Annotated in this window: 20 protein-coding genes; 11 read left to right on the forward strand and 9 right to left on the reverse strand. The window is 34.9% G+C overall.

What is annotated here, in order from left to right; all coding sequences use genetic code 11:
• The first annotated feature begins 67 nt into the window (after positions 1-67).
• The 7 genes from NCE97_RS06140 (at position 68) to NCE97_RS06170 (ending at position 4,490) form a co-directional block, all read left to right on the forward strand.
• Positions 68-433, forward strand: a complete 366-nt coding sequence (locus NCE97_RS06140; RefSeq protein WP_353778074.1) for a heavy-metal-associated domain-containing protein — start codon at positions 68-70, stop codon at positions 431-433.
• Between the two features lie 103 nt (positions 434-536).
• Complete coding sequence (locus NCE97_RS06145; RefSeq protein ID WP_353778075.1) at positions 537-1,034, forward strand: hypothetical protein; 498 nt, start codon at positions 537-539, stop codon at positions 1,032-1,034.
• A 117-nt stretch (positions 1,035-1,151) separates the two neighbouring features.
• Positions 1,152-1,556 (forward strand): helix-turn-helix domain-containing protein, encoded by a 405-nt coding sequence (locus tag NCE97_RS06150; RefSeq protein WP_353778076.1) that lies wholly within the window; start codon positions 1,152-1,154, stop codon positions 1,554-1,556.
• A gap of 32 nt (positions 1,557-1,588) precedes the next feature.
• Positions 1,589-1,984 carry a VOC family protein gene (locus NCE97_RS06155; protein ID WP_353778077.1) on the forward strand — a complete coding sequence of 132 codons (396 nt, stop codon included), beginning with the start codon at positions 1,589-1,591 and terminating at the stop codon, positions 1,982-1,984.
• Positions 1,985-2,000: 16 nt separating this feature from the next.
• Positions 2,001-2,549, forward strand: coding sequence for a VOC family protein (locus tag NCE97_RS06160; RefSeq protein WP_353778079.1), 549 nt, complete (start codon positions 2,001-2,003; stop codon positions 2,547-2,549).
• A gap of 204 nt (positions 2,550-2,753) precedes the next feature.
• Positions 2,754-3,449, forward strand: coding sequence for a hypothetical protein (locus NCE97_RS06165; RefSeq protein ID WP_353778080.1), 696 nt, complete (start codon positions 2,754-2,756; stop codon positions 3,447-3,449).
• A gap of 63 nt (positions 3,450-3,512) precedes the next feature.
• The gene (locus tag NCE97_RS06170) at positions 3,513-4,490 is read left to right on the forward strand and encodes a hypothetical protein (RefSeq protein WP_353778081.1); all 978 of its coding nucleotides are present in this window, start codon (positions 3,513-3,515) and stop codon (positions 4,488-4,490) included.
• Positions 4,491-4,583: 93 nt separating this feature from the next.
• Here NCE97_RS06170 and NCE97_RS06175 read toward each other — a convergent pair whose 3' ends face one another.
• From NCE97_RS06175 to NCE97_RS06195, 5 genes are all read right to left on the reverse strand, one after another.
• Positions 4,584-5,231, reverse strand: a complete 648-nt coding sequence (locus NCE97_RS06175; RefSeq protein ID WP_353778082.1) for a DUF6090 family protein — start codon at positions 5,229-5,231, stop codon at positions 4,584-4,586.
• On the reverse strand, positions 5,228-7,612 hold the full coding sequence (locus tag NCE97_RS06180) for a hypothetical protein (protein ID WP_353778084.1): 2,385 nt from the start codon (positions 7,610-7,612) through the stop codon (positions 5,228-5,230). Before NCE97_RS06180 ends, NCE97_RS06175 begins: the two co-directional genes overlap by 4 nt.
• Positions 7,613-7,760: 148 nt before the next feature.
• Entirely contained in the window at positions 7,761-9,485 is a 1,725-nt protein-coding gene (locus NCE97_RS06185; RefSeq protein WP_353778085.1) for a TonB-dependent receptor, read from the reverse strand.
• A gap of 23 nt (positions 9,486-9,508) precedes the next feature.
• The gene (locus NCE97_RS06190; RefSeq protein ID WP_353778086.1) at positions 9,509-10,036 is read right to left on the reverse strand and encodes a T9SS type B sorting domain-containing protein; all 528 of its coding nucleotides are present in this window, start codon (positions 10,034-10,036) and stop codon (positions 9,509-9,511) included.
• A 60-nt stretch (positions 10,037-10,096) separates the two neighbouring features.
• Positions 10,097-13,117, reverse strand: a complete 3,021-nt coding sequence (locus tag NCE97_RS06195; RefSeq protein ID WP_353778087.1) for a tetratricopeptide repeat protein — start codon at positions 13,115-13,117, stop codon at positions 10,097-10,099.
• A gap of 222 nt (positions 13,118-13,339) precedes the next feature.
• On the opposite strand from NCE97_RS06195, the gene NCE97_RS06200 reads away from it, so the two are divergent.
• Complete coding sequence (locus tag NCE97_RS06200; protein ID WP_353778088.1) at positions 13,340-14,038, forward strand: cell division ATP-binding protein FtsE; 699 nt, start codon at positions 13,340-13,342, stop codon at positions 14,036-14,038.
• Here NCE97_RS06200 and NCE97_RS06205 read toward each other — a convergent pair.
• Positions 14,019-15,587: a right-handed parallel beta-helix repeat-containing protein gene (locus NCE97_RS06205; RefSeq protein ID WP_353778089.1), complete on the reverse strand. Its 1,569-nt coding sequence runs from the start codon at positions 15,585-15,587 to the stop codon at positions 14,019-14,021. The two genes, NCE97_RS06200 and NCE97_RS06205, sit on opposite strands and share 20 nt — an antisense overlap.
• Positions 15,588-15,665: 78 nt before the next feature.
• On the opposite strand from NCE97_RS06205, the gene NCE97_RS06210 reads away from it, so the two are divergent.
• Positions 15,666-16,559, forward strand: a complete 894-nt coding sequence (locus NCE97_RS06210) for a glycosyltransferase family 2 protein (protein ID WP_353778090.1) — start codon at positions 15,666-15,668, stop codon at positions 16,557-16,559.
• The gene (locus NCE97_RS06215) at positions 16,559-17,494 is read left to right on the forward strand and encodes a glycosyltransferase family 2 protein (protein WP_353778091.1); all 936 of its coding nucleotides are present in this window, start codon (positions 16,559-16,561) and stop codon (positions 17,492-17,494) included. The genes NCE97_RS06210 and NCE97_RS06215 overlap by 1 nt, the downstream gene beginning before the upstream one ends.
• On the opposite strand, the gene NCE97_RS06220 is transcribed toward NCE97_RS06215, so the two are convergent.
• Both NCE97_RS06220 and NCE97_RS06225 read right to left on the reverse strand, forming a co-directional pair.
• A complete protein-coding gene (locus tag NCE97_RS06220; protein ID WP_353778092.1) occupies positions 17,483-17,872 on the reverse strand; it encodes a sugar 3,4-ketoisomerase in 390 nt (129 codons plus the stop codon). The two genes, NCE97_RS06215 and NCE97_RS06220, sit on opposite strands and share 12 nt — an antisense overlap.
• Positions 17,862-18,692, reverse strand: a complete 831-nt coding sequence (locus NCE97_RS06225; RefSeq protein WP_353778093.1) for a glycosyltransferase family 2 protein — start codon at positions 18,690-18,692, stop codon at positions 17,862-17,864. Before NCE97_RS06225 ends, NCE97_RS06220 begins: the two co-directional genes overlap by 11 nt.
• Before the next feature lie 61 nt (positions 18,693-18,753).
• Between NCE97_RS06225 and NCE97_RS06230 the strand changes: the two genes are divergently transcribed.
• Positions 18,754-19,899, forward strand: a complete 1,146-nt coding sequence (locus tag NCE97_RS06230; protein WP_353778095.1) for a glycosyltransferase — start codon at positions 18,754-18,756, stop codon at positions 19,897-19,899.
• Between the two features lies 1 nt (position 19,900).
• Here NCE97_RS06230 and NCE97_RS06235 read toward each other — a convergent pair whose 3' ends face one another.
• The gene (locus NCE97_RS06235; RefSeq protein WP_353778096.1) at positions 19,901-21,196 is read right to left on the reverse strand and encodes an O-antigen translocase; all 1,296 of its coding nucleotides are present in this window, start codon (positions 21,194-21,196) and stop codon (positions 19,901-19,903) included.
• Positions 21,197-21,202: the final 6 nt, after the last annotated feature.

Consider the following 21,202-nt stretch of genomic DNA (forward strand, 5'->3'; position numbering starts at 1 on the left):
TGTATGTTAACATAGATTCTTCAGTCGCTCGCTCCTTCTGAATGACAACAAAACAAAACATAAACCCATGAAAAAAATACTAGTTATACTAACCTTGTTTATCGGCGCAACTGCATTTGCGCAAAACAAAAACGCTAAAGCATCTTTAGAAGTAGATGGTGTTTGCATGATGTGCAAAGAACGCATTGAGAAAGCAGCCATTAGAACCAAAGGCGTAAAGTCTGCGGTTTGGAATGTAGAGACGCATGAGTTAAAACTCATCTTTGATGAGCGTAAAACAGACTTAACGAAAATACAGAAGAAGATCATTGCAGTTGGTCACGATACGAAGGAGATGAAAGCTACTGACGAAGCTTACAATTCTGTACATCCTTGTTGTAAATACAGAGACGAGGAGATTCGAAAGAATCACGATAGTGTAAAGAAAAACTAATATAAGGCCCAAACGAGAGTTTGGGCTTTTTTATATGCCTTTTCCGTTTTCAAATAAAACTCATATCTTCTTCGTTACTAATAAAAAGTAACATTGTTGTCACATGAAAGAACTTAAACGAAATCTAATATTATTTCTCATTTTAGGTTTTAGTATCAACACTATGGCTTTTAATATCAATCAGACTCAAATAGAAGTCAAACAAGATACTTTATCTGATTATCAAATATTAACCGACTCAAAAATTAAATATGATTTTGGAGACGCTTGTTATTATGGAGGGACGCCTCCTGAAGGTAGGATAGCTATTGAAAGTTTAATCTATAGGAAAGAATATCAAACAATCAAGTCCGTCCTTGATGGCAATAATAAAGAAGGAAAGATATATGCTATAGAAGCCTTATTAACCTTAAATTTAAAAGGCAAACTACTATTAAATCAAGCTGATAAAGAAAAAATCAAATCTATCATTGAGGAAGATATCTTGATTAATCGATGTCAAGGATGTTTGGTCTCAACAATTAAGTCGATTGATCTTTTTAACGAAAGACGATTTAAAATACTTTTAAAGAAAAATAATATAAAAATTGTTAATCGCTAACCGTTGATAAACTACTTTTTCTTCCAACACTTACATCATCTATAGCAATCCATCACAGCTTTTTGTATTCTCAATAAAAACTCCGAACTTAGTTAGCACAACACCCAATCCACATAGATGACGTTTTACGAAGCAGAAATAGAACGCATTCGAAATGCTGTATATTCAAACGACAAGCAGATAGAGACTGTGATTGCAATCCGTAACTTCATCAACAACAATTATGAGTCTGATATCAATTTGGACTTACTGTCTCATATTCGATTTGTTTCCAAATATCATTTGTTGCGTCTGTTTAAGCGTTATTATGGTTTGACACCGAGACAATACTTGATGGACAAACGTATAGAGAAATCCAAAGAATATTTGAAAAACGGAGCTTCAGTCACCGAAACTTGTTTTGCTGTTGGGTTCAATAGTTTGGGTTCATTTAGTACATTATTTAAAACCAAAACAGGGAAATCTCCTACCGAATATCAAAAAGAGCAACTTTCGAGAAGCAAATCTAATTTTGAATCTTGAACTTGCGGACTTTAATCATTAACTGAATTACAATGAGAGTAACTGTCATAAGCATTCCTGTGCTAGATCAGGAAACAGCCCTTCAGTTTTATACCAAAAAATTAGGGTTTCTTAAAAAACTAGACATGCCACTAGATGGTGGACACAGATGGTTAACCTTGGTGTCGCCAGAAGCTCAAGATGGCCCAGAAATCTTGCTAGAACCTGCGCCTCTACATTTTGAACCTTGTAAGGTCTTTCAAACTTCGTTAAAAGATGCTGGCATTCCGTGGACGCAATTTGACGTAGACAATGTACAGGAAGAGTATGACCGATTAATTGCTCTTGATGTTGAATTTAGTGTAAAACCAACAGAAATGGGTACCGTTAAATTTGCTGTATTTAACGACACTTGCGGAAATTACATTCAAATTGTAGAAATGCTTTAACCAAAAATCATAGATCATGAAACCAATTATAACCATCATCGTTTTAGCATTACTAATAAGTAGTTGTGTTGACCAAAAACATAACACAGAACATAACGAAGCATTAACTGCTTTGCAGGTTGAACTCGATAGCTTAAAACAGGCAAATGCAGACTTGAAAACTGGTGCTAAAGAACAAATCACGACATTCTTAACGTTTCAAGACGACAATGCAGAAGAAGCGATGAACTTCTATGTAAGTTTATTTGAAAACTCCAAAGTAATCCATATCCAACGCCATGGCTCAGATGGCCCTGGAAAAGAAGGCAGCATTTTGCATGCTACGTTTGAGTTGAATGGCAGTCAATTTGCTTGTAGCGACAGTCCTCCGATACATGATTGGGATTTCACTCCTGCCGTTTCAAATTTTGTGGATTGTAAGTCCGATGAGGACATCGAAACCCTCTTTGCCAAACTCTCAGAAAACGGACAGGTTATGATGCCATTGGGCAATTATGGTTGGAGCCAAAAATTTGCCTTTGTGGAAGATCGATTTGGCGTGTCCTGGCAATTGAATTTGCAGTAAAAGAACAACTAATTGGTAAGCCCAAACGAGAGTTTGGGCTTTTTGTTTACTTAATTCTATTAGAGCCCTCTTCTGTAAAAATCATTATATATTGTTATACACAAAAAGATAATTCTTCCTCACTAAAAATACTGTTTTACTCATTTTGACTTTTCTCAACAAGAGAGAAGAATTACTTTTAGTAAAACATAAAATGAACTTCTTTTGAAAAAAGCTTTATTTCTAATTTTTGTTTTGAACATATCATTTTTAGCGAATGCTCAAATAAGTGGAAGGTATAAACACAACATCTGTAAATTTGGACCAAACTGTTTTGTATATAAATTCAATAAGAATGGAACATTTGAATATCTATACCACCAAGATATTTTAGGTAGTGGAACATTAAAAGGAACATATAAAAAAATAGGAGATACATTAAAACTAAGCCCAAACAAGGTGTTGTATGCTTCAAAATCCAAAATAATCGAGAAAGAATATGAAAATTCGGATTCTACAAAGATTGAGATAAAATTTCAACGATTAGCTGAAAAAGGGGAAACTGACATAGAAATTTGGGATTGGTATGTATCAATTAATAGCCAAGAATTTATTAAAACTAACAAAAATGGTGTTCTAATTATTCCAAGAACTAAAATTGAAAAAATTGAAATTAAAGACATTTTAAAAATGGCAGTTGAAAGCAATTTACTAAAACTCACAGACTCTATTTTCAGACCGAAAACGGATAAAAATTACATTGAAATTTTTGCATCAGAAAGTGAAGAAACTGGAGACATTGCAATAATTGAATGGATGACTAAGACTTTTCTTCTAAAAGGCAGAAAATTATATCCGCTAACATTTGAGCCAGAAGTTGGTTTTTTAGGAAAAAGTAAAACTTATTATAGAAAATTTTAATAAACATTAGTAATCAACTATATATATAAATCATTAGAGGATATAATAGTTATGAGAAATAAGATGAAACACTACAGATACATATTTACTTTAATATTAATCCTAACATTCGGAACTGTTTTCGCACATCAAGATTTTTGGGTTACCAAAGATTTTGGAAATGTCAAAGTGAGGATTAAGACTGGATATAATTATGAAGAAATTAATAAGGTTTTTATTTTCGGTGAATTAGCAGAGAAGCTTGCCCTCGAACTCGGGTATAAGGATCAAATATTTCTTGATTTTAATCATCATTACACTAGTGATTGCCCCCCTGATTACTTTATTTCATTTGATAAAGGAGAGATAGAATATACTTGGGGTGGTGCCAATAAACCAAAACCAATTTTATCAAAAAGATCAATAGTAATTAGACAAGTTTCACGTCAGTTTGATGCCAAGACAACATTAAAGCTTGTGGAATTCGCTCTTAAAAATCTAATTAAGGTTAAATCCAATCAAAAACAAATTGAATACAATAAAAACTACTGCCAGTGGAAAATTCAAACAATGGATACGATGAAAATCAAAGAAATATTCAAAAAACCTTTAAGTGAAGAAGTGAAAATTGTGATGTCTAAAAAAATTGAGAGGCCTGAAAAAGATTTTAGATATGGCACTTCCTATTATTGGCAAAATGATCGCTATACAGTTTTTACTCGAGATTATAACAGAGAAGATATTGACATTAAAACAATTAATAATATCTACGATTTTCAAAAGATAAATAATAATTCAACAATTATATTTGACTCAGATAGCAGTTTTTATTTTGTTAGCAGGTATGGTGAGAAAAAAATCTCTACTAGGAATATCATTGAAAATACATTCGATTTTTACAGACCTTATACGGTTAGAGATATAGGTGGTGATAAACTATCAATCTACTTTTATTACTATTCAAGAGAACTGGGCCTGCAACCAAAAGAAAGAACTTTAATTTACTTAACTGATAAGGATAAATTGATTCAGAATTTGGACAAATTGATTGAAAAGGAATAGAAACATCGCTTCAAACATAGTACTTATTATATAGGCACTTAGTGATATAAACCAAGCACGAACAAGTTAACTAAAACCCAAAATCGCTTTGACCTAAATCTCCTCCTCCAACACCTTAATCAAACTATCACAACTTTTAATGCCTTGCTCTGTGGCTTGCTTTTTTAGCATCATGGAACCACGCATTCCTTGGATGATATTCTTTAAGAGCTTTTCATCTGTAAACGGAAATTCACCTTTGCTCATCACATCGTAATTGGCATTGTGGATTAAATAATGTCCTCCGTAATCGCGTACAATACTTTCTTGTCTTTGGTAGGATTTCAACATTTCTTCATATCCAGAATAATGTGCTTCTATAGCAGCTTTGAGATTAAAGTCGTCTATCAGTTTTAAATCTCCTGAGTTTATCAAGGTTTGATAGGTAATATCCTTGGCTTTAAAATTGGTGAGATTCATGACATTAAATACCTTATTGACCACACTCATCTTCGCTGGAGAATCATTATCCAAATGTGGTAAAATGGCAATCGCATCATCAATCTTGGTTTGTAGTTCTTCAATATTCTTGGTCAAGATTACCTTATCGGCTTCAAGATCGTTCTTAAGGTTGGTAAGGTATTGGTTGCGTTCCTTTTTGGTCTTGGCATTATCGGCACATTTGTTCATGCTAAAGGCAATTGTAATACCGATAATCACGATAAGCACTTCGCCAAAGGCATAACGGAATTGTTTTTTCATTGTTGGCTAGCTGTTATGGTTTTAACCGTGGTACATAGCGTACCATCGGCTGACATGCCTTCAATATAAAAAGTAATTGCTTCAGTATTGGTATTTTTTATCGTAAAAGTTGCAGACGTAGTATCGATTGTCATGTTAGGAATCCAATCGATATCACCCAAATACTTAAAAAAACTAGTATCGTAAGCCAGGTATTTTGGCGTGTATTGCTCTTTCGCACTTGCAAAGCCAATTGCAACGGGTTTGGCTTCAAAGGATTTATTAGGACCTCCTCCTCCACTACCCGAATAGTCTGACACCAACACCTTATCTTTTGTGTAAATCTTTATGGTACCTCCCGCACCTCTAACACCTTGTCCTATGCCGCTTTTATCAATGGTAATTTTCTTGACAGCATCGGTTTGGAAGTTGTATAAAATGCTAAGGTCGTTTATCACAACATCATTGAGATAGACAATTGGCGACGGATGTGTGGGGCCTCCAAAGCCTATGCTTAGTGCGTTTCTGGTTTGTATTTCTATTCTTCCAAAATTCTGGGTGACGTTATACCCATTGGTTTCTATATAATCCAAGATATTGGGATACAGAGACGCTACATCTGTAGATATCTCGGTGGTATTGTTCTTGAAACCCAAAGATTCTTCTGGTGCTTCAATGGTTTTGGTGGTTTCCAAAAGCACCTCATCGAGCTTTACTGGGTCGTTGGCTGATTTACCAATGTTCATATTATCAAAAGACAGCGCTGGTCTATGCACCAAAAGGTCTTTATCTATATGGTCTTCAGAATTAAAAACATCGAAATTAAGGCTCAGGCTTGGTCTCAGAAATTGATTCTCTTTGTTTAGGTATGAAAAGCGCAATACTTCATCTTCATCAATAAATAGATTTGCCATCTTAAAGCTATTATCGCCATCTAAGGCTATGAACTGAGATGGATGATACTTCGTCGCATACATGTATACACTGTCAATCTTTGTAGCTGGTTTGTTAACGCGTCCGTTGATGGCGATGCCTGTTTCAAACTTGTTTGTCATCTTAGGCTTGTTACCAAAAATGTTATCCCAACGGTAACGGCTCCAACCTTGGGTAATCAGTAAAATATCCAATTCGTATTTCTTTCTTCGGTCACTATTCAAAAAATAATACCCAGCGTCTTCAATCTTCCCATTTACATAAGGTCGTAAATAGAAATAGGAATACATGTTATGGTCTGGGTTATTCGCCAAAGTTGTTTCGGGTAATACAGAAATACTAATATTAGTTGGCTTTGCATTAGGTCTACCTAATCTCACTTCAAACTGTAACGAATCTTTAGTAGCGCCTTTACTAACCACGTTTATCGTATTCGTTTTGATGCCTTTATCATTATAAAACAAGCGCTCCAAAACTGGCTGTTCTTGCGCATTGAACAGCGTTATGATATTAATCCCAGGGAACAATCCGTCTTTAGAAACCGATATTTCTTTCTTGGCTAGACCAGCAAATGCTATGGGAATGCTTTTAATCTTTCCGTTTTTGTGAATCAGTAACTTATAGTCTTCCATCACATTGTTGGCGAGTGTCTGCGCGTTGGTGTTCAGTGTAATGAGCAGCCTATCCTTGTGTGTATTGTTCACCATAATAGACACACCTTCTCTTTTGGCTACTGGCAGTTTTTTTTGGTGTTCGCTGTCATCTTCTGAACGAATATTGGCTGTATAGGTTTTACCGCGTTCGGGCAGGAATAAAAACTTACCCATCCCGAAACTTCCCGACTTAAAGGTCACCACAGCATTACCAGCATCGTCAACAATGCTTCCTGTGGCTTTGACGCCATTTCCATGACTATCAGTGGATTTAAACCCAATTACATTTGTCGTCTCAACAATTAAATGTCCGCCTTCTGGCAAGAACTGAAAATCAAAGTCTTCGTTATCTTCAGGCTTGGTGATGTCAATGGAATTTTTAGGATTCAATATGGTAACAGCTTGTACAAAAGCATCACTCTCCTTAAAGTTTCGCATCCAATTTGTAGAGGCTTTTACGTAATAGGTTCCTTGGGTAAGTTCAGGATTTAAAGCTATACTCCCTTCGGTGATGCCTTTTTCGGTATAATACAGTTTCTTATCAATTTGCTTTCCTTCGGAATCGTATAGCCCAACGTAGATGTTTGTCGTTCCGTTTGAAGGTAAATCGTTCCATCTATCATATACATAACCTTTGAACCAAATCTTATCATCGGTTGTAAAGGTGGTTTTATTGAGATGAAGGAAAATAGATTCTCTAGGCAATTGAAAGTAACTAGAGTAATGTGCTTCTGAGCTTTGCGTGTCTTGCGAAAACACATTAAAGCTAGACACTATAAATAAGGCAATAAAAAAATGAGACGTGATCGATTTCATGCTAAACTTTTTTGAGCTATACTCTGCCCAAAAACAGCATATACTAACAATAATACATAGTCCTCCGGAAAGGTCTAGAATAGTGCGTTTTGAATGTAGTCTTTAAGTAGAAATAACCACACCCAAGTTAAGAAAATTTATCAATTACTTAGAAATCGAATTGGTAGGTCAACCCAGCTAAGAACTGAATGCCTTGCACTGGGAAATTCTGCCATTTCTGATAATCCTGATCAAAAAGGTTATTCGCTTTTGCAAACACCGAAAACTGATCGTTGATTCTGTAACCCAAATGTGCATTGGCATCGAAGAAACTATCTAATGTTACAATCATAGGTGCTACAGGTAATAATGTGCCTTCTTCCCAGAAGAAGTCTTTTCGCTCGCCAACATAATAGACACTTGCTCCTGCAAACCAGTTTCTATTGATCTGAACATCGACAAATGCTGATCCTGTAATGTCTGGTAAGTTCCAGGCTTCTTCTTGTGTATCTGTATTGTAGTTAAAATATTCCCCTTTAATACCTAAGGTGAAGTTTCTGTTGACATCGACATTCAACTCACCAGCTACTGAGAACGTTTTTACATCATCATAAACCACTCTAAAGGAATTCCCATACTGATAGTCTTCCGTTGCACCACCAAGCACACTATTAGCTCTAAACAATGGCTTAGCTTCATCTGCATGATAATGTCCACTCACTTTATAACTCACCGCATTAGATAACTTTCCTTTGATTCCAAGTGAAGCATTGTAGCGTTGATCTGTTGGCGCTACCACAAGTGTCGGAGACAAGAATGGATTGATCTGCACAAAATCGTAATACGAATTCTGAATTAATCCACCTTCAATACCTCCAAAAGCAATAACAATATCGCTAACTAGTCGATACGATGCCGTTATGTTTGGATAGATAAAGAACTTATTTTTACCTGCTTCGGTATCGTTAAGGTAAACCAGATTCACGCCAAGGTTCACTGTAAGATCATCCTGAATCAGTTGGTAGCTTGGTGCTAAACCAACATTTACATTGCCGTATTTCAATTCATCTTCGGTGTAATAATTTCTGTTGAAAGTTCCACCGATATAGTCTAAAGTGATTTCAGTATTAATCGTTTCACCTTGGATAGGAATATCCAACTCGGTATTGGCTACGAAACGATTTTCGCCTGAGTCATCACTATCGTAAAAACGTCTGAATCTTACTTTTCCTGAATTGATGAAACTGTCTTCAAAATTCAGTTTACCGCCTGCATAAAAGCTGCTGTAGACCTGTTCTGGGTCTATCATAGCAGCTGTTGTTGCATCGAACATTGGTTGAGGAAGCCCATACCAATTAGCCACTTGTCTAGAGAACCCGAGGTCTACTTTCCACGAGAAATCTCTAAGCTTTTTGGAGTAATTGGCGTTGAGTTTTGTTAATGAGAAATTATCATCGAGCAATAAGTTTTCTATACCTCCAGTAGAGGAATGATGACTAAAATAGCCACCAACACTTTCGGTTCTATTAATCGCATGATTGAGGTATACTTCTCCTAATATTGTCGTGTACGTTCCTACACCTACTGAAGCGTAATTATCAAATAGTTTAGCAGGTTGTTGCTTCTCTACATCTGCAGCTTTTCCTTTTGCTGGTGTAAAGGTTGATGCTACAGGAATGGAAAATATATTGTAACGTACAGGTCGCTTTTTCAGTACTGTATCCTGATCAACCGAAGGTACTTCTTTCACCTTAAACGCATCAGAAATTGTAGGTGTATATGGCTTAACTACGTTGACAACTTGTGTATCTATCGTGTCCTTTTCCTTTTCTTGAGCTAGGACTGAAAACGTACATCCAAAAATTGATAATATAACTAGTGATTGCTTAATCATAATTTGTCTTTTGATGATGAAATTTAATTCGGCACATTAGATATTACTGGGTCAAACCCACCTAAATTACAGCCAGTAAAGTCAGGTTCTGGATCTGGAAAAGTAAACATACAGAAGGAGCCTGATAGTCTAAACGTTTCTTCATTTTCTATAACGATTTTGTATCTGTAAGTCCCATTTGGGAAGCTAGCATTTCCATTACTATTATTTTGCGTATGGTCAGGAAAATTATTTGGGAATGCATAATTGGTGGATTCAAAAATTTGTTCATTATCAGAATTATAAATCGTCACAGTATGATTTGGATACAACTCTATATTTCGTATTCCAAAACCATCATTAACCGCATCATTATTTGGCGTGACAATAGTAAATACCTCAATTTCTCCAGCAGATTGATCTAAATTATCCACGTTTGCCCCAAATACTGGATCGGTTGAACAACAACCAAAATATTCATTCTGTTCATTTTGATTATCATCGTTATTGTTACAAGACAGTATCATGGTAAACACCAAAAGGCTTAAAATGGATTTATTAATTCGGGTCATGTTGATTTAGGTTTTATAATAGATGCTGAATCATGTTCAGCTTGTTTAGTTGTATTTAGATTAATTATCAGATTCAACCGATGAATTTGTCTTTGCTTCTTCTGCTTTTATTTTAGAAAGTTCTGCTTGTGCTTCTTCAACTACATCATCAAATTCAGGGAAGTTAGAAATCACACTCTCTAAAATATAGGTCGCCTGGAAGGCATCATTTAGTGCATAATAGTTCTTTGCCATTACGACAAGACCTTTGGCACTGTAATATTTATAACTTGAATAGTCTTGCGCTAGCTTCTGTACAACATTATTCGATGCTTGGAACTGCCCTTCTTTATTCTTGAAATACGCGTTGTAATACAAGGCTTCAGCAGCTACGACTCCAGTTGCAATCTTTTCAACTTTAGCATAAGCTTCTTTTGCTTTTGCTTCATTACCAGTTTTTATTGCTGAACGCGCAATGATAATCTGTGCATCACTCTTCACTTTGTTATCCAGCTTCGTGTTTTGTAATACCTTTTCGGCATAAGTTTCAGCTTTGCTATAATCTTCTAACTGGTAGTAAGCATTCATTAAGTTGGATTGCGCATATGTGACATTCTGTGGATAATCCGCTTCTGCTTCTAAGCGTTCTAATACAGGTATTGACGCTGACCATTTGGAGTTATTCAGATAGATTTCGGATAATCTCACCAAAGCTTGTTCTGTATACTCGCCATTTGGTTTGGATACTACATATTCGTAATGCGGTTCGGCATTATCGAACAACTCTTTCTTATAGTACAGCTGTGCTAAATAGAAATGCGATTTTAAAGCATGTATACCATTCGGGAATTCATTCAAATACTTATTGAACTGTCTTATGGCTTTCTCTGTGTTACCATCTAAGTACTGCTTTTCTGCTGCCAAATAAGAGGTATTATCTAGTTCAGCATCTGTAACTTCGATGTAGTCCAGTCCTTTTACCCAAGCTGCATATTCATCTGTACGACCAAGGTCAATGTAAATTAATCTGGCTGTCCCAACCGCTTGAACTGCTTCCTCTGTACTTGGGAATTGAGAGGCTACCCTTTTGAATTTGCTCAGTGCGCTTTCATTATCATTGGCATTATAATACACAAGTCCTTGTCGTAACAGTGCTTTTGGCACAAACTCACTCGACTTATATTCAGAATTGAGATTGTCGTACATGGTCATTGCTTCACTTACATTACCCGATTTCACATAAGAATTACCGAGTTCGTACATCGCATCATCTCTAAGTGACGATCTCGGATATCCGATGATAAAGGTGTTCAGCTCACTTTGCTTTTTTGGTACTTGTCCTATATATCCGTAACTCATTGCCTTTTGGAAATAGGCATAGTCAGATTCAATCTCATTGATGTTTATAGCTTTGTCGTAGGCATTTATAGCGTCATTGTACTTACTGCTTACAAAATAACCATCACCCAATCTGAGGTAGGCATCATTGCGTCTTAGGTTGTCATCAGTATTCGCATTGATAAATTTCTCAAAAGACGCTGTAGCACTTGGATAATTTTTTAGTTTGAAATAGGTATAGGCAATGTTATAATCTATGTTCTTAATCTCTGATGTATTCTGAGCTTGTGATTGCTGTTGAAACTGCTTGAAGCCAATCAAAGCATCATTGTAATTGGTTAAGTGGTAATCGGTTTCGGCTTGCCAAAACGTGGCTCTAGATGTGAATAAAGGATCTTGAGGTTCTTTTAAAGACTTCTCAAACATCTCATAGGCATCAGCATAATTGCTTTCGTTATACAACTCTATACCTCTATAAAATGCCACTTTCTGATAGGCTTTTTTGTTCTCGAAACTATTTCTGCCTTCTAATAAGACTAAGGCTTCTTTGTAGTTCTTTGATGTGATGTAAGAATCAATCAACAGGGTTTCTATTTCCTCTTTGTATGGTGTCTTTGGGTATTTATCCAAATATCCTGAAAGTACTTGTGGTACGGATTGATATGGGTTTCCTATTTCGTAACTAATCTTAGCATAGTTGAGCCAAGCATCTTCTTGGATTTTCTCATCAAAATCCATTTGGGAAGCATATCTAAAAGCATTAAGTGCTTCCTGCTTTTTATCTAAATTGATATAGCTTTCTCCTAAATGATAATAGGCATTTTGAGCTACAGCATTTCTTCCGTCTACAATCTTATTGAATTCTGCAACGGCATTTTCAAAATCATTCTGCTTGTAATAGGTGTATCCTAGTTGGTAGTAATCTGTATTGTTCCAACGACCACGCTTGCCTTTGTATTCTTTCAGATACGGTAAGGCTTCAGCATAATTTTCAAGATTAAAATAGCTTTCTCCTATAATCTTATTGAGTTCGGACTTCTCATTATCATCACTTTTTGGGAGTTGCTCTAAAGCCAACTCTATAGCTTTTTCGAACTTACCTAGTTTGAAATTAAGGTCTGCCTGATAATATGCTAGCTTCTCCTTGTAACGCTCTTCATCACTCACCTGATCGAAATACTCATTGGCCTTATCGTAATCATCACCTTCGTAAGCCATATAACCAATGTAGTACTTAGCTTGTGAGCCATACTCCTTGGAGTCTACTACTCTATTGAGAAATTTTTGTGCTTGTCGCTCACTTCCTGTAGCGTAGGCAGCATAACCATATTGAAAGTAGAATCGCTCTCTTTCGCCTCTCGATAAACCTGTATCATCTACCTTATCGTACCACTTTCTGGCATAAGAATATTTATTGTTCTCGTAGTAGTAATCACCAACATCCAAAAAAGCAGTATTTCGCTTGGTGCTTGTTGGGTAAGTATCCACAAACTCCTGAATAAGATCATCGGCATTCTGCTGATTGAGACGTACAGCACAATTGGCTATATAGTAAGAACAGTCGGATTGCAGAGCTTCATCTTCTGTCTCTGTTTTAATGTCATCAAAGAGTGATTGTGCAGCTAAATATTGTTGATTGTTGTATAGCGTTAGCGCTTTCTGATAATCTACCAGATCACTAGTGTATATAGCTGTTTGTTGCGAATTAACTACGAGTCCTAAACAAAGACTCAGACCCAAAAGTCCTTTCTTTAAGTTAGTCATTGCTGCCGTTTTTTGTTGAAGTCCAAAAATAATTGAATCTAATTCTATTAACGACAGAAATCATCGATAATTATACACTGACTTATTAAATGTTAAAATTATATCCTTCATCTTTGGAGTAATACTTATGATTTTTAATCGTTTAGTCAATAACCATTCCATATTTGAATTTTGGGATTTAATATGATACTTTTACATCAACTATTAATGTCTTTCTAATACATGTCTGAAACAATCCTTCAACTAAAAAATGTCACCATTTATCAAGGTGGTAATATGGTTTTAAACGAGGTTAACTTTGAAATGAAAAAAGGAGATTTTGTGTACCTCATCGGTAAAACCGGAAGTGGAAAAAGTAGCTTTATGAAAACCTTGTATGGCGATTTGGAGTTGACTGATGGTGAAGGTTCTATTGTTGACTTTAATCTAAAGGGTCTTAAAGAGAAAGACATCCCGTTTTTGAGACGAAAACTGGGAATCGTTTTCCAGGACTTTAAATTACTTCCTGATCGTACCATAAACCAAAACCTTGTATTTGTATTGAAAGCCACTGGCTGGAAGGATAAGACAAAAATTGAAGAGCGTATTGAAGCCGTACTCGATAAAGTAGGTATGAAAACTAAAGGTTTTAAGTTTCCGCACGAATTATCTGGTGGTGAGCAACAACGTATTGCTATTGCTAGAGCGTTGCTCAATGAGCCTGAACTTATTCTAGCTGATGAACCTACAGGAAACCTGGATCCGCAAACAAGTATTGAAGTGATGGAAGTTCTTAGAGATATTAATAAGAATGGCAATACCATTTTGATGGCTACACACGATTATGCTTTACTACTTAAGTATCCTAGTAGAACTTTAAAGTGCGATGAGAATAAGGTCTTTGAGGTGGTACAGAAACAGACTAAAACCCAAGCCACCTAAAAAATTTTCCTAAGGCTGTTTTTCGTTTGGTTTCAATTTTTGGTGATTCGAACTCAATGAAGAACACACCAAAGTTATCATGAGTATTATTATAGGTTCCTATTGGGATCTCAATCTGGTTATTCTTTAGTATTCCTGAAGTAATTATCGCATTGGTTTCAATATTTTTTATTTTGAACGTAGAGCCATTTTTTATATCTCCATATTCCGAAAAATCAACCATTACATTATTCCCGTCTTTATTGAAGATCGCTAGTGTAAACGTGTTATTATTGTTTTGGTGTCTTTTTATACTCAATACGTTTCGCGTACTAAAATCTTTTAGATGTTTCCATTCACTATTAGCATCTGAGGTAATATTTGTGTTCCAACCATCTAAATCATGAAATCCTGGTTTTCCAAATCGGAACGCCTTCTTCTTTTTGGTAAAATACCTATTGCTACTAAAATCCCATTGCGATTGTCTGGCCTGATACGTTGGATCAACATATACATAACCACTATACACTACATTATTTTTAAAGGTTAGAGATTTAGCGTGCAATAATCGCATTGCATTGTTTCGCCCAATGATGTGGTTCCCTTCTATCACAATATCTTCTAATGGTGCTTTCTTACTAAACCCAAGTGTAAGTGCAGGTGCATCACCATTGATCTGGCTATTTTTAATATCGGTATTATGATAAAATAAATTGCCTCTAACATTGATATTTCTGGCAATATTGGCACCTTTTCTATCATCAGTTCCAATAATAAGATTGTCAAACAATCTTCCTGAAGGCAAGCCATTATTGAAGACGATATTGTTATCGATATCGATATTCTTAACGTATGCTGATTTGGCATTTTTGTTTGCCGACCAAACTTCTATGCCTTTGTAATAGTTATTGAATATCACATTATCTCTAATAACTCTAATCGCTTCACTTTGATTCTGAACATAAATACCTACACCTCTACCTCGTTTCTTGCCAAAAAAACCATTATTGAAAATTGTACAGCCAATAATTTTAGAGCCTCCAGCTTTCTTCCAGGAACCAATACCCGATCCAGGATTATTATGAATCTTCAGGTTTATAAACTCACATTCTTTTCCTCCGAGATGGTTTATTCCTAATACTGGCTTGAAGTTTTCGTTCTTTTCGTCTCTTAGAAATTTCCCAATAAAAGTAATCTCAAGGTTTTCAAACTTCACTCGCTTTCCTCTGACCTCAAGAACAGCATTTCTGGTAGAAGGCACATTACCATTAATAACTACTTTCCCACCTTTATAATTTGATATAGTAATCAGCTTATCATCGGTACTGCTGATAGTGCTTACGAAACGACCATTGTATGTCCCTTCATGAACCCAAATAATGTCTCCACCATTGACTTTATCAGTAGTAAGTTCTAGAGCTGTTTGTAGGTCGAACGGTTTACCTAAGCTTCCATCACCATGTTTAGTTCCTGGTGTGGTACTATGATTTTCTGGAAAGACATGAAGCTCCTTTTGGCTAAACCCAAAAAGACCAATAAAACATATTACTATGGTTATAAATGACTTCATATACTTCAAAATTCAATTACTGTGCCAACGTACAATAAATAATTAATAAAACTGTATTTTTGAGCCAATATCAACAAAGTGCTTTCCATACTCATACCAACATATAATTACGATGTTTTTTCTCTAGTTCAATCGTTGCATAAGCAAGCTATTGACTCTGGGAAAGTGTTTGAAATATTGGTTTTTGATGATGGTTCTAAAGATTTTATCGAGGAAAACAATAAGATAAATACTTTAGATAATGCCTCATATACTGTACTTGATGAGAATATAGGCAGAAGTGCTATTAGAAATCTCTTAGCTCAAGAGGCAACTTATGATACTCTACTTTTTTTAGATGCGGATGTTGCGGTACTCAACGATAATTTTCTTATGAATTATCTTGAAGCTATTACAGATGAAACTCAAATTATTTATGGCGGTATTGTGTACTCTGAAAAGTCTACGGACAAGGATCATGTGCTTAGATGGGTATATGGCAGGCAAAGAGAAGCACTTCCTTTAGGGGAACGTCTAAAAAATCCTTATCTAAGGTTTTTAACACTGAGTTTTTTGATACAAAAAGATGTTTTTAAAACTATATCATTTAATGAAGAGATTCCCAATCTAAGGCATGAGGATACCCTTTTTGCCATGGACGCCAAGACCAATGACATTAATATTCAACATATCGATAATCCTGTAATGCATCTAGGTTTGGAAACTAATGATGTGTTTTTGAGAAAGTCTATAGAATCTGTGGTGAGTTTAAAACTATTTGTGAATGATGGTTTAATAAACCCTGATGATGTTACATTATCTAGAGTCGCAAAGCGTCTTAGTGAAAATTACATAAGCGGAATAGTTTTGTTCTTTTATAAGATGTTTGAACCGATTATGAAGCGTAACTTGCTATCAAAAAAGCCTTCAATGTTTCTATTCGATTTATACCGACTGGGTTATTATTTAAAGCTTAAATCCAAAAACCGCTAATGCCTTATTTTTCTGTTGTCATACCATTATATAATAAAGAGCTGCATATCCAGAAAGCCTTAGATAGTGTATTGCATCAAAGTTTTGAGGATTTTGAAGTTATTGTTGTAAATGATGGTTCTACAGATAATAGTGAAACCGTAGTAAAATCATTTAAAGATGATAGAATATCCATTTATAATGTAGATAATGGAGGTCCTTCTCGCGCAAGAAATTTTGGTGTTTCTAAAGCAACATCAGAACTGATAGCATTCTTAGATGGTGATGATTATTGGAAACCTCATCATTTGGAGGATTTAAAAAATCTTTATGAAGAATTCCCAGGATGTGGTCTATATGCTAAGGCCTATGACCGAGAAAGTAAACATTATGTTACTAAGAGCATTTATAAGGATATTCCTGATAACAATTGGAAAGGTATAGTGAACGATTTCTTTCATAATTCCATGAACAATTGTATTGCTCATACATCAGCTATAATGATACCTAAGCAAATTTTCGATGAACTAAATGGTTTTAATGAAAATTTCGATTCTGGGGAAGATACAGACCTTTGGATAAGAGCTGCATTACATTATCCTGTTGCATTTCACAATAAAGTTAGCTCAGTGTATAGAATAGAACTAACGGAGAGCCTAACTAGTAAGTCCATATCTAAATGGCGTCTTTTTGATCTAAATGCTTACAAGAACTCTGAGGTTGAAAACAAAAGTTTAAAAGCTTACTTAGACCTCAATCGACTGTCATTGGCTTTTCAGTATAAAATGGCTGGGTTTTCTAAAGAAAGTTCAGAACTTATAGATGCAATAGATAACGACAATATATCAAAAGCCCAAAGGCTCTTATTAAGCTTTCCATCCTGGCTACTAAAACTTCTCTTAAGCACTAGAAATAAGTTAAGACTGCTGAATGTAGATTTTAGATTATTTAAGTGATTTAAATACTTGGTAATCTCTAATATATTCCGATTCGTCATACTCAGTCGAAGCTAAAACCAAGCACACAGCACCAGAAGAAAAGTTTTCAATTTCTCGCCAAACCAAAGTAGGTATGTACAGCCCTTGATTAGGCTTGTTGAGCATGAAACGTTGTTTACTTTTCCCATCATCACAGATTATCTCAAAGCTTCCGCTTAATGCTATAACTAAAGACTCTTGATCTTTATGAGCATGCCCTCCTCTATAAGTATCTGTCGGCACATCATACAAATAATAAACACGTTTAACTTCAAAAGGTAAATCATCCTTCTCCAAAACAGCAAGGCTGCCTCTTACATCATGTACCTTGGGTATCTCTATAATTTTAATCGACATAGACTTGTTCTATTTCTCCTGTGCGTTTTAATTCTTTATATTTTGAAATTCCAGCTAATCCAATTTTGAATTTCCTTGGCATTTCTGAAAACTTTATATAACCATCTTTCCACATAAACAATGTGTACTTCAGTAGCCAAAAATAACTTAATTTCCCATAGAACCTATGTGTTCTGGCAGAACTTGCAAAAAAAGCTTCATCACTTCCCATATGTCTGCCTGAGCTTTCTTCGGGGTGCATAACAATGGTCTTAGGATAATGAAGCATTTTCAAGCCCTTATCAAAAGCGTTTCTTAAGAACACATATTCTGTTGAGCCCTTAAATGTTGATCCTACGCCAAAGTGATGATTAAAAAAGATTGATCTTTCTTTAAATACTTCTCTTTTGAACGTAATAATCCATGTGTAAATTTCATAAAGACTCTTCTCATCATGCACACCTTCATCCGGATAATTGGCCTGTAGCTTTTCATGCTCATTAACAGCTTCAAATGAAATGAAATCTACTTCTGGATGCTTATCATAAGCCTCTAGTATAGTCTTTTTTAGGTTTGGCTTATAAACAATATCATCATCAGCCATAAGGCAGATATCACCTTTTGCATTGGCAATAGCTAGATTACGACTTGCTGGCGATCCCCTTTCAAAAGAATTAATCACCCTTACATTAGCCAAATCAGATTTCAGTTGTTTATCCTCATCGGTTTGATTCACAATCAATATCTGAAAATCTGAAAGATCATTGTCTGCAAAAATTGGTTCGAGGAAGCTCAAATCTTCCCTAAACATTGTTGCCATTAATATCTCTATGACTTTCATAACCTAATAACGAGCAATTGTTATTGAAATAATTACTTTTGCGTTAAATGTACTATTTTTCATGCGAATATTACTTGTTGGCGAATATAGCAGACTTCACAACTCTCTTAAAGAAGGATTAGAAGAACTAGGCCATGAAGTTACAATTATAGGTAATGGGGATGGCTTTAAAGCATATCCTGTTGATATTGAATTGAATCATTCTTTCAACAACTATTTATCAAAAAAAATAAGAGTCTTTTTTTATAAGTTCTTATTTACTGATTTAGCATCTATAGAAATTTATCTAAAGACGCTTTTCCTTTCTAAACGGTTAAAGAATTATGATGTCGTGCAATTAATCAATGAATCTTCTATTAAATGCACTCCAAAGTATGAAATAAAGTTCCTTAAACGCTTAAAGAAAAACAACAAATCATTGTTCTTGCTGTCTTGTGGTGTTGATTATACTTGTATAAAATATATGATAGAAGAGAAATTTAGGTATAGCATACTAACGCCATATATTAACGATAAATCATTGTATAACACTTATCGATTCATGCTTCAATATCTAAATGATGATTATAAAAAGTTGCATGATTACTTGTATGAAAACGTAGATGGTGTAATTGCTTCAGACATGGATTACCACTTGCCGCTTCTTGGCAACAAGAAATATTTAGGTTTAGCCCCAAACCCAATTAATCTTGATAAGTTAGCGTATATAGCTCCAGATATCACTAAGAAAATAAAGATCTTTCATGGTGTAAATACAGAAGCGTCTTTCAAAAAAGGCAACAATGTTTTTTCTGATGCTTTAAAAATTATAGAACAAAAGTATAGTGATAAGGTAGATATTATAACGACTTACAGTGTTCCATACAATGAATATATTGAGAAATACAACAGTTGTCATATCTTATTGGACCAAGTGTACAGCTATGATCAAGGGTTTAATGCTTTGGAGGCAATGGCTAAGGGCAAGGTAGTTTTTACTGGTGCGGAGAAAGAATGGTTAGAATATTATAATCTTGAAGAAGATACAGTGGCTATAAATGCCGTACCAAGTGCTGAAAGCATAGCCAATAAACTAGAGTGGTTGATATTGAACCCAGACAAAATACTTGAAATCTCAAGAAATGCTAGAAATTTTATAGAAAAAGAGCATCATTACTTGTCTTGTACAGAACGATACGTGAGCTATTGGAAAAGTGCAAAGCATTAGTCTATGCCATTTCTAGTTTTCCAAACAATTGTTTTCTGAAAATGATTAGTAGTATAAAGAGGTAAATACCATAATTTATACAGTAAGCTAAATTAGCACCTTCTACTCCATACTTATCAATTAAATTAATACTGAATACATAAAGTAAAACAACTGAAACAATTTCCGTCAGCATAAAATGTACTATCATTCGCTTTGCTATAAATTGATATGAAAGCACCAATGAAATCACTTTCAATAAATCTCCTATTAATTGCCACTTGAACAAGTCTGCAGTTGGTAAAAATTCTTCAGTAAAAACTAATTGTATTATAAAAACCCTAAAAAAGTATATCAAAAGTAAGCCAATGGAGAATATAGGAATTATCGTTTTGTAAAATAATTTTACTTCATTCCTAAATTCATAATCAGTTTTAATTTCGGAATATTTTGGCAATAAGTAAAGCAAAAACAGTGTACTAACAAACAATAGATAATACCCAGATATTCTATTCATAGCCTCCCAATGGCCAGCAACATCAGTACCTTCAACATTAATAATATAATTTCTAATCATTACCATAGTTAATGGTAGTACTATAGCAGAGAACAGAGTCATCATGGAATATGCACTCAAATTTCTGATATTATATAAATTGATTTTTTGGAATTTTACAAGCCTCAAAAAACTACTATCCTTTCTTACCCAAAACAGTACAACTATAAACAATGTAGCTTCTCCTATGGCTAATCCTAGTAAAGCTCCTTTTAGTCCATATTGCCAAATTAAATACAATACTAGTACTGTTACCAGTAATTGTCCTATAATACTAATGTAAAGCACTGTACTAAATCGGGACATGCCGTTGTTAATAGATAGTACTAAAAACTGAAATGAATAAAATGGGAGTGCAATTGCTAGAGCTTTAAATACAAAAGTATAATCTCCTTGACCAGAAAATACTAGACCATTAAAAAACTCCGCTCCAAACCAACAACAAAAAGCGGCAATTAATGTAGAAAACAACACTAAGTAAACTGACGAAGATATTGCTTTACTTAACTTAAAAGTCTGATACTTGAACTCAGAAACGTACTTTACAATTCCGTTATATAAGCCAAGAGTAGATATGGACTGAACAGGCGCTAAGAAATTCTTGAAATTACCGATTAGTGCTAATCCTTCTGGACCAACGAAAATTGCAATCGCCTTCGAAGTCGCAAACCCTGTAATTAGCCTTACAAAAACCGATACTGAATTTAACGATGCAACTTTGAGTAAAAGATTGGTTCTAATATAGTTTATAAGTCGCTTCAAGTAATA

The organism is Winogradskyella sp. 3972H.M.0a.05 (genome assembly GCF_040493455.1).
In the GTDB taxonomy this organism is placed as follows: domain Bacteria; phylum Bacteroidota; class Bacteroidia; order Flavobacteriales; family Flavobacteriaceae; genus Microcosmobacter.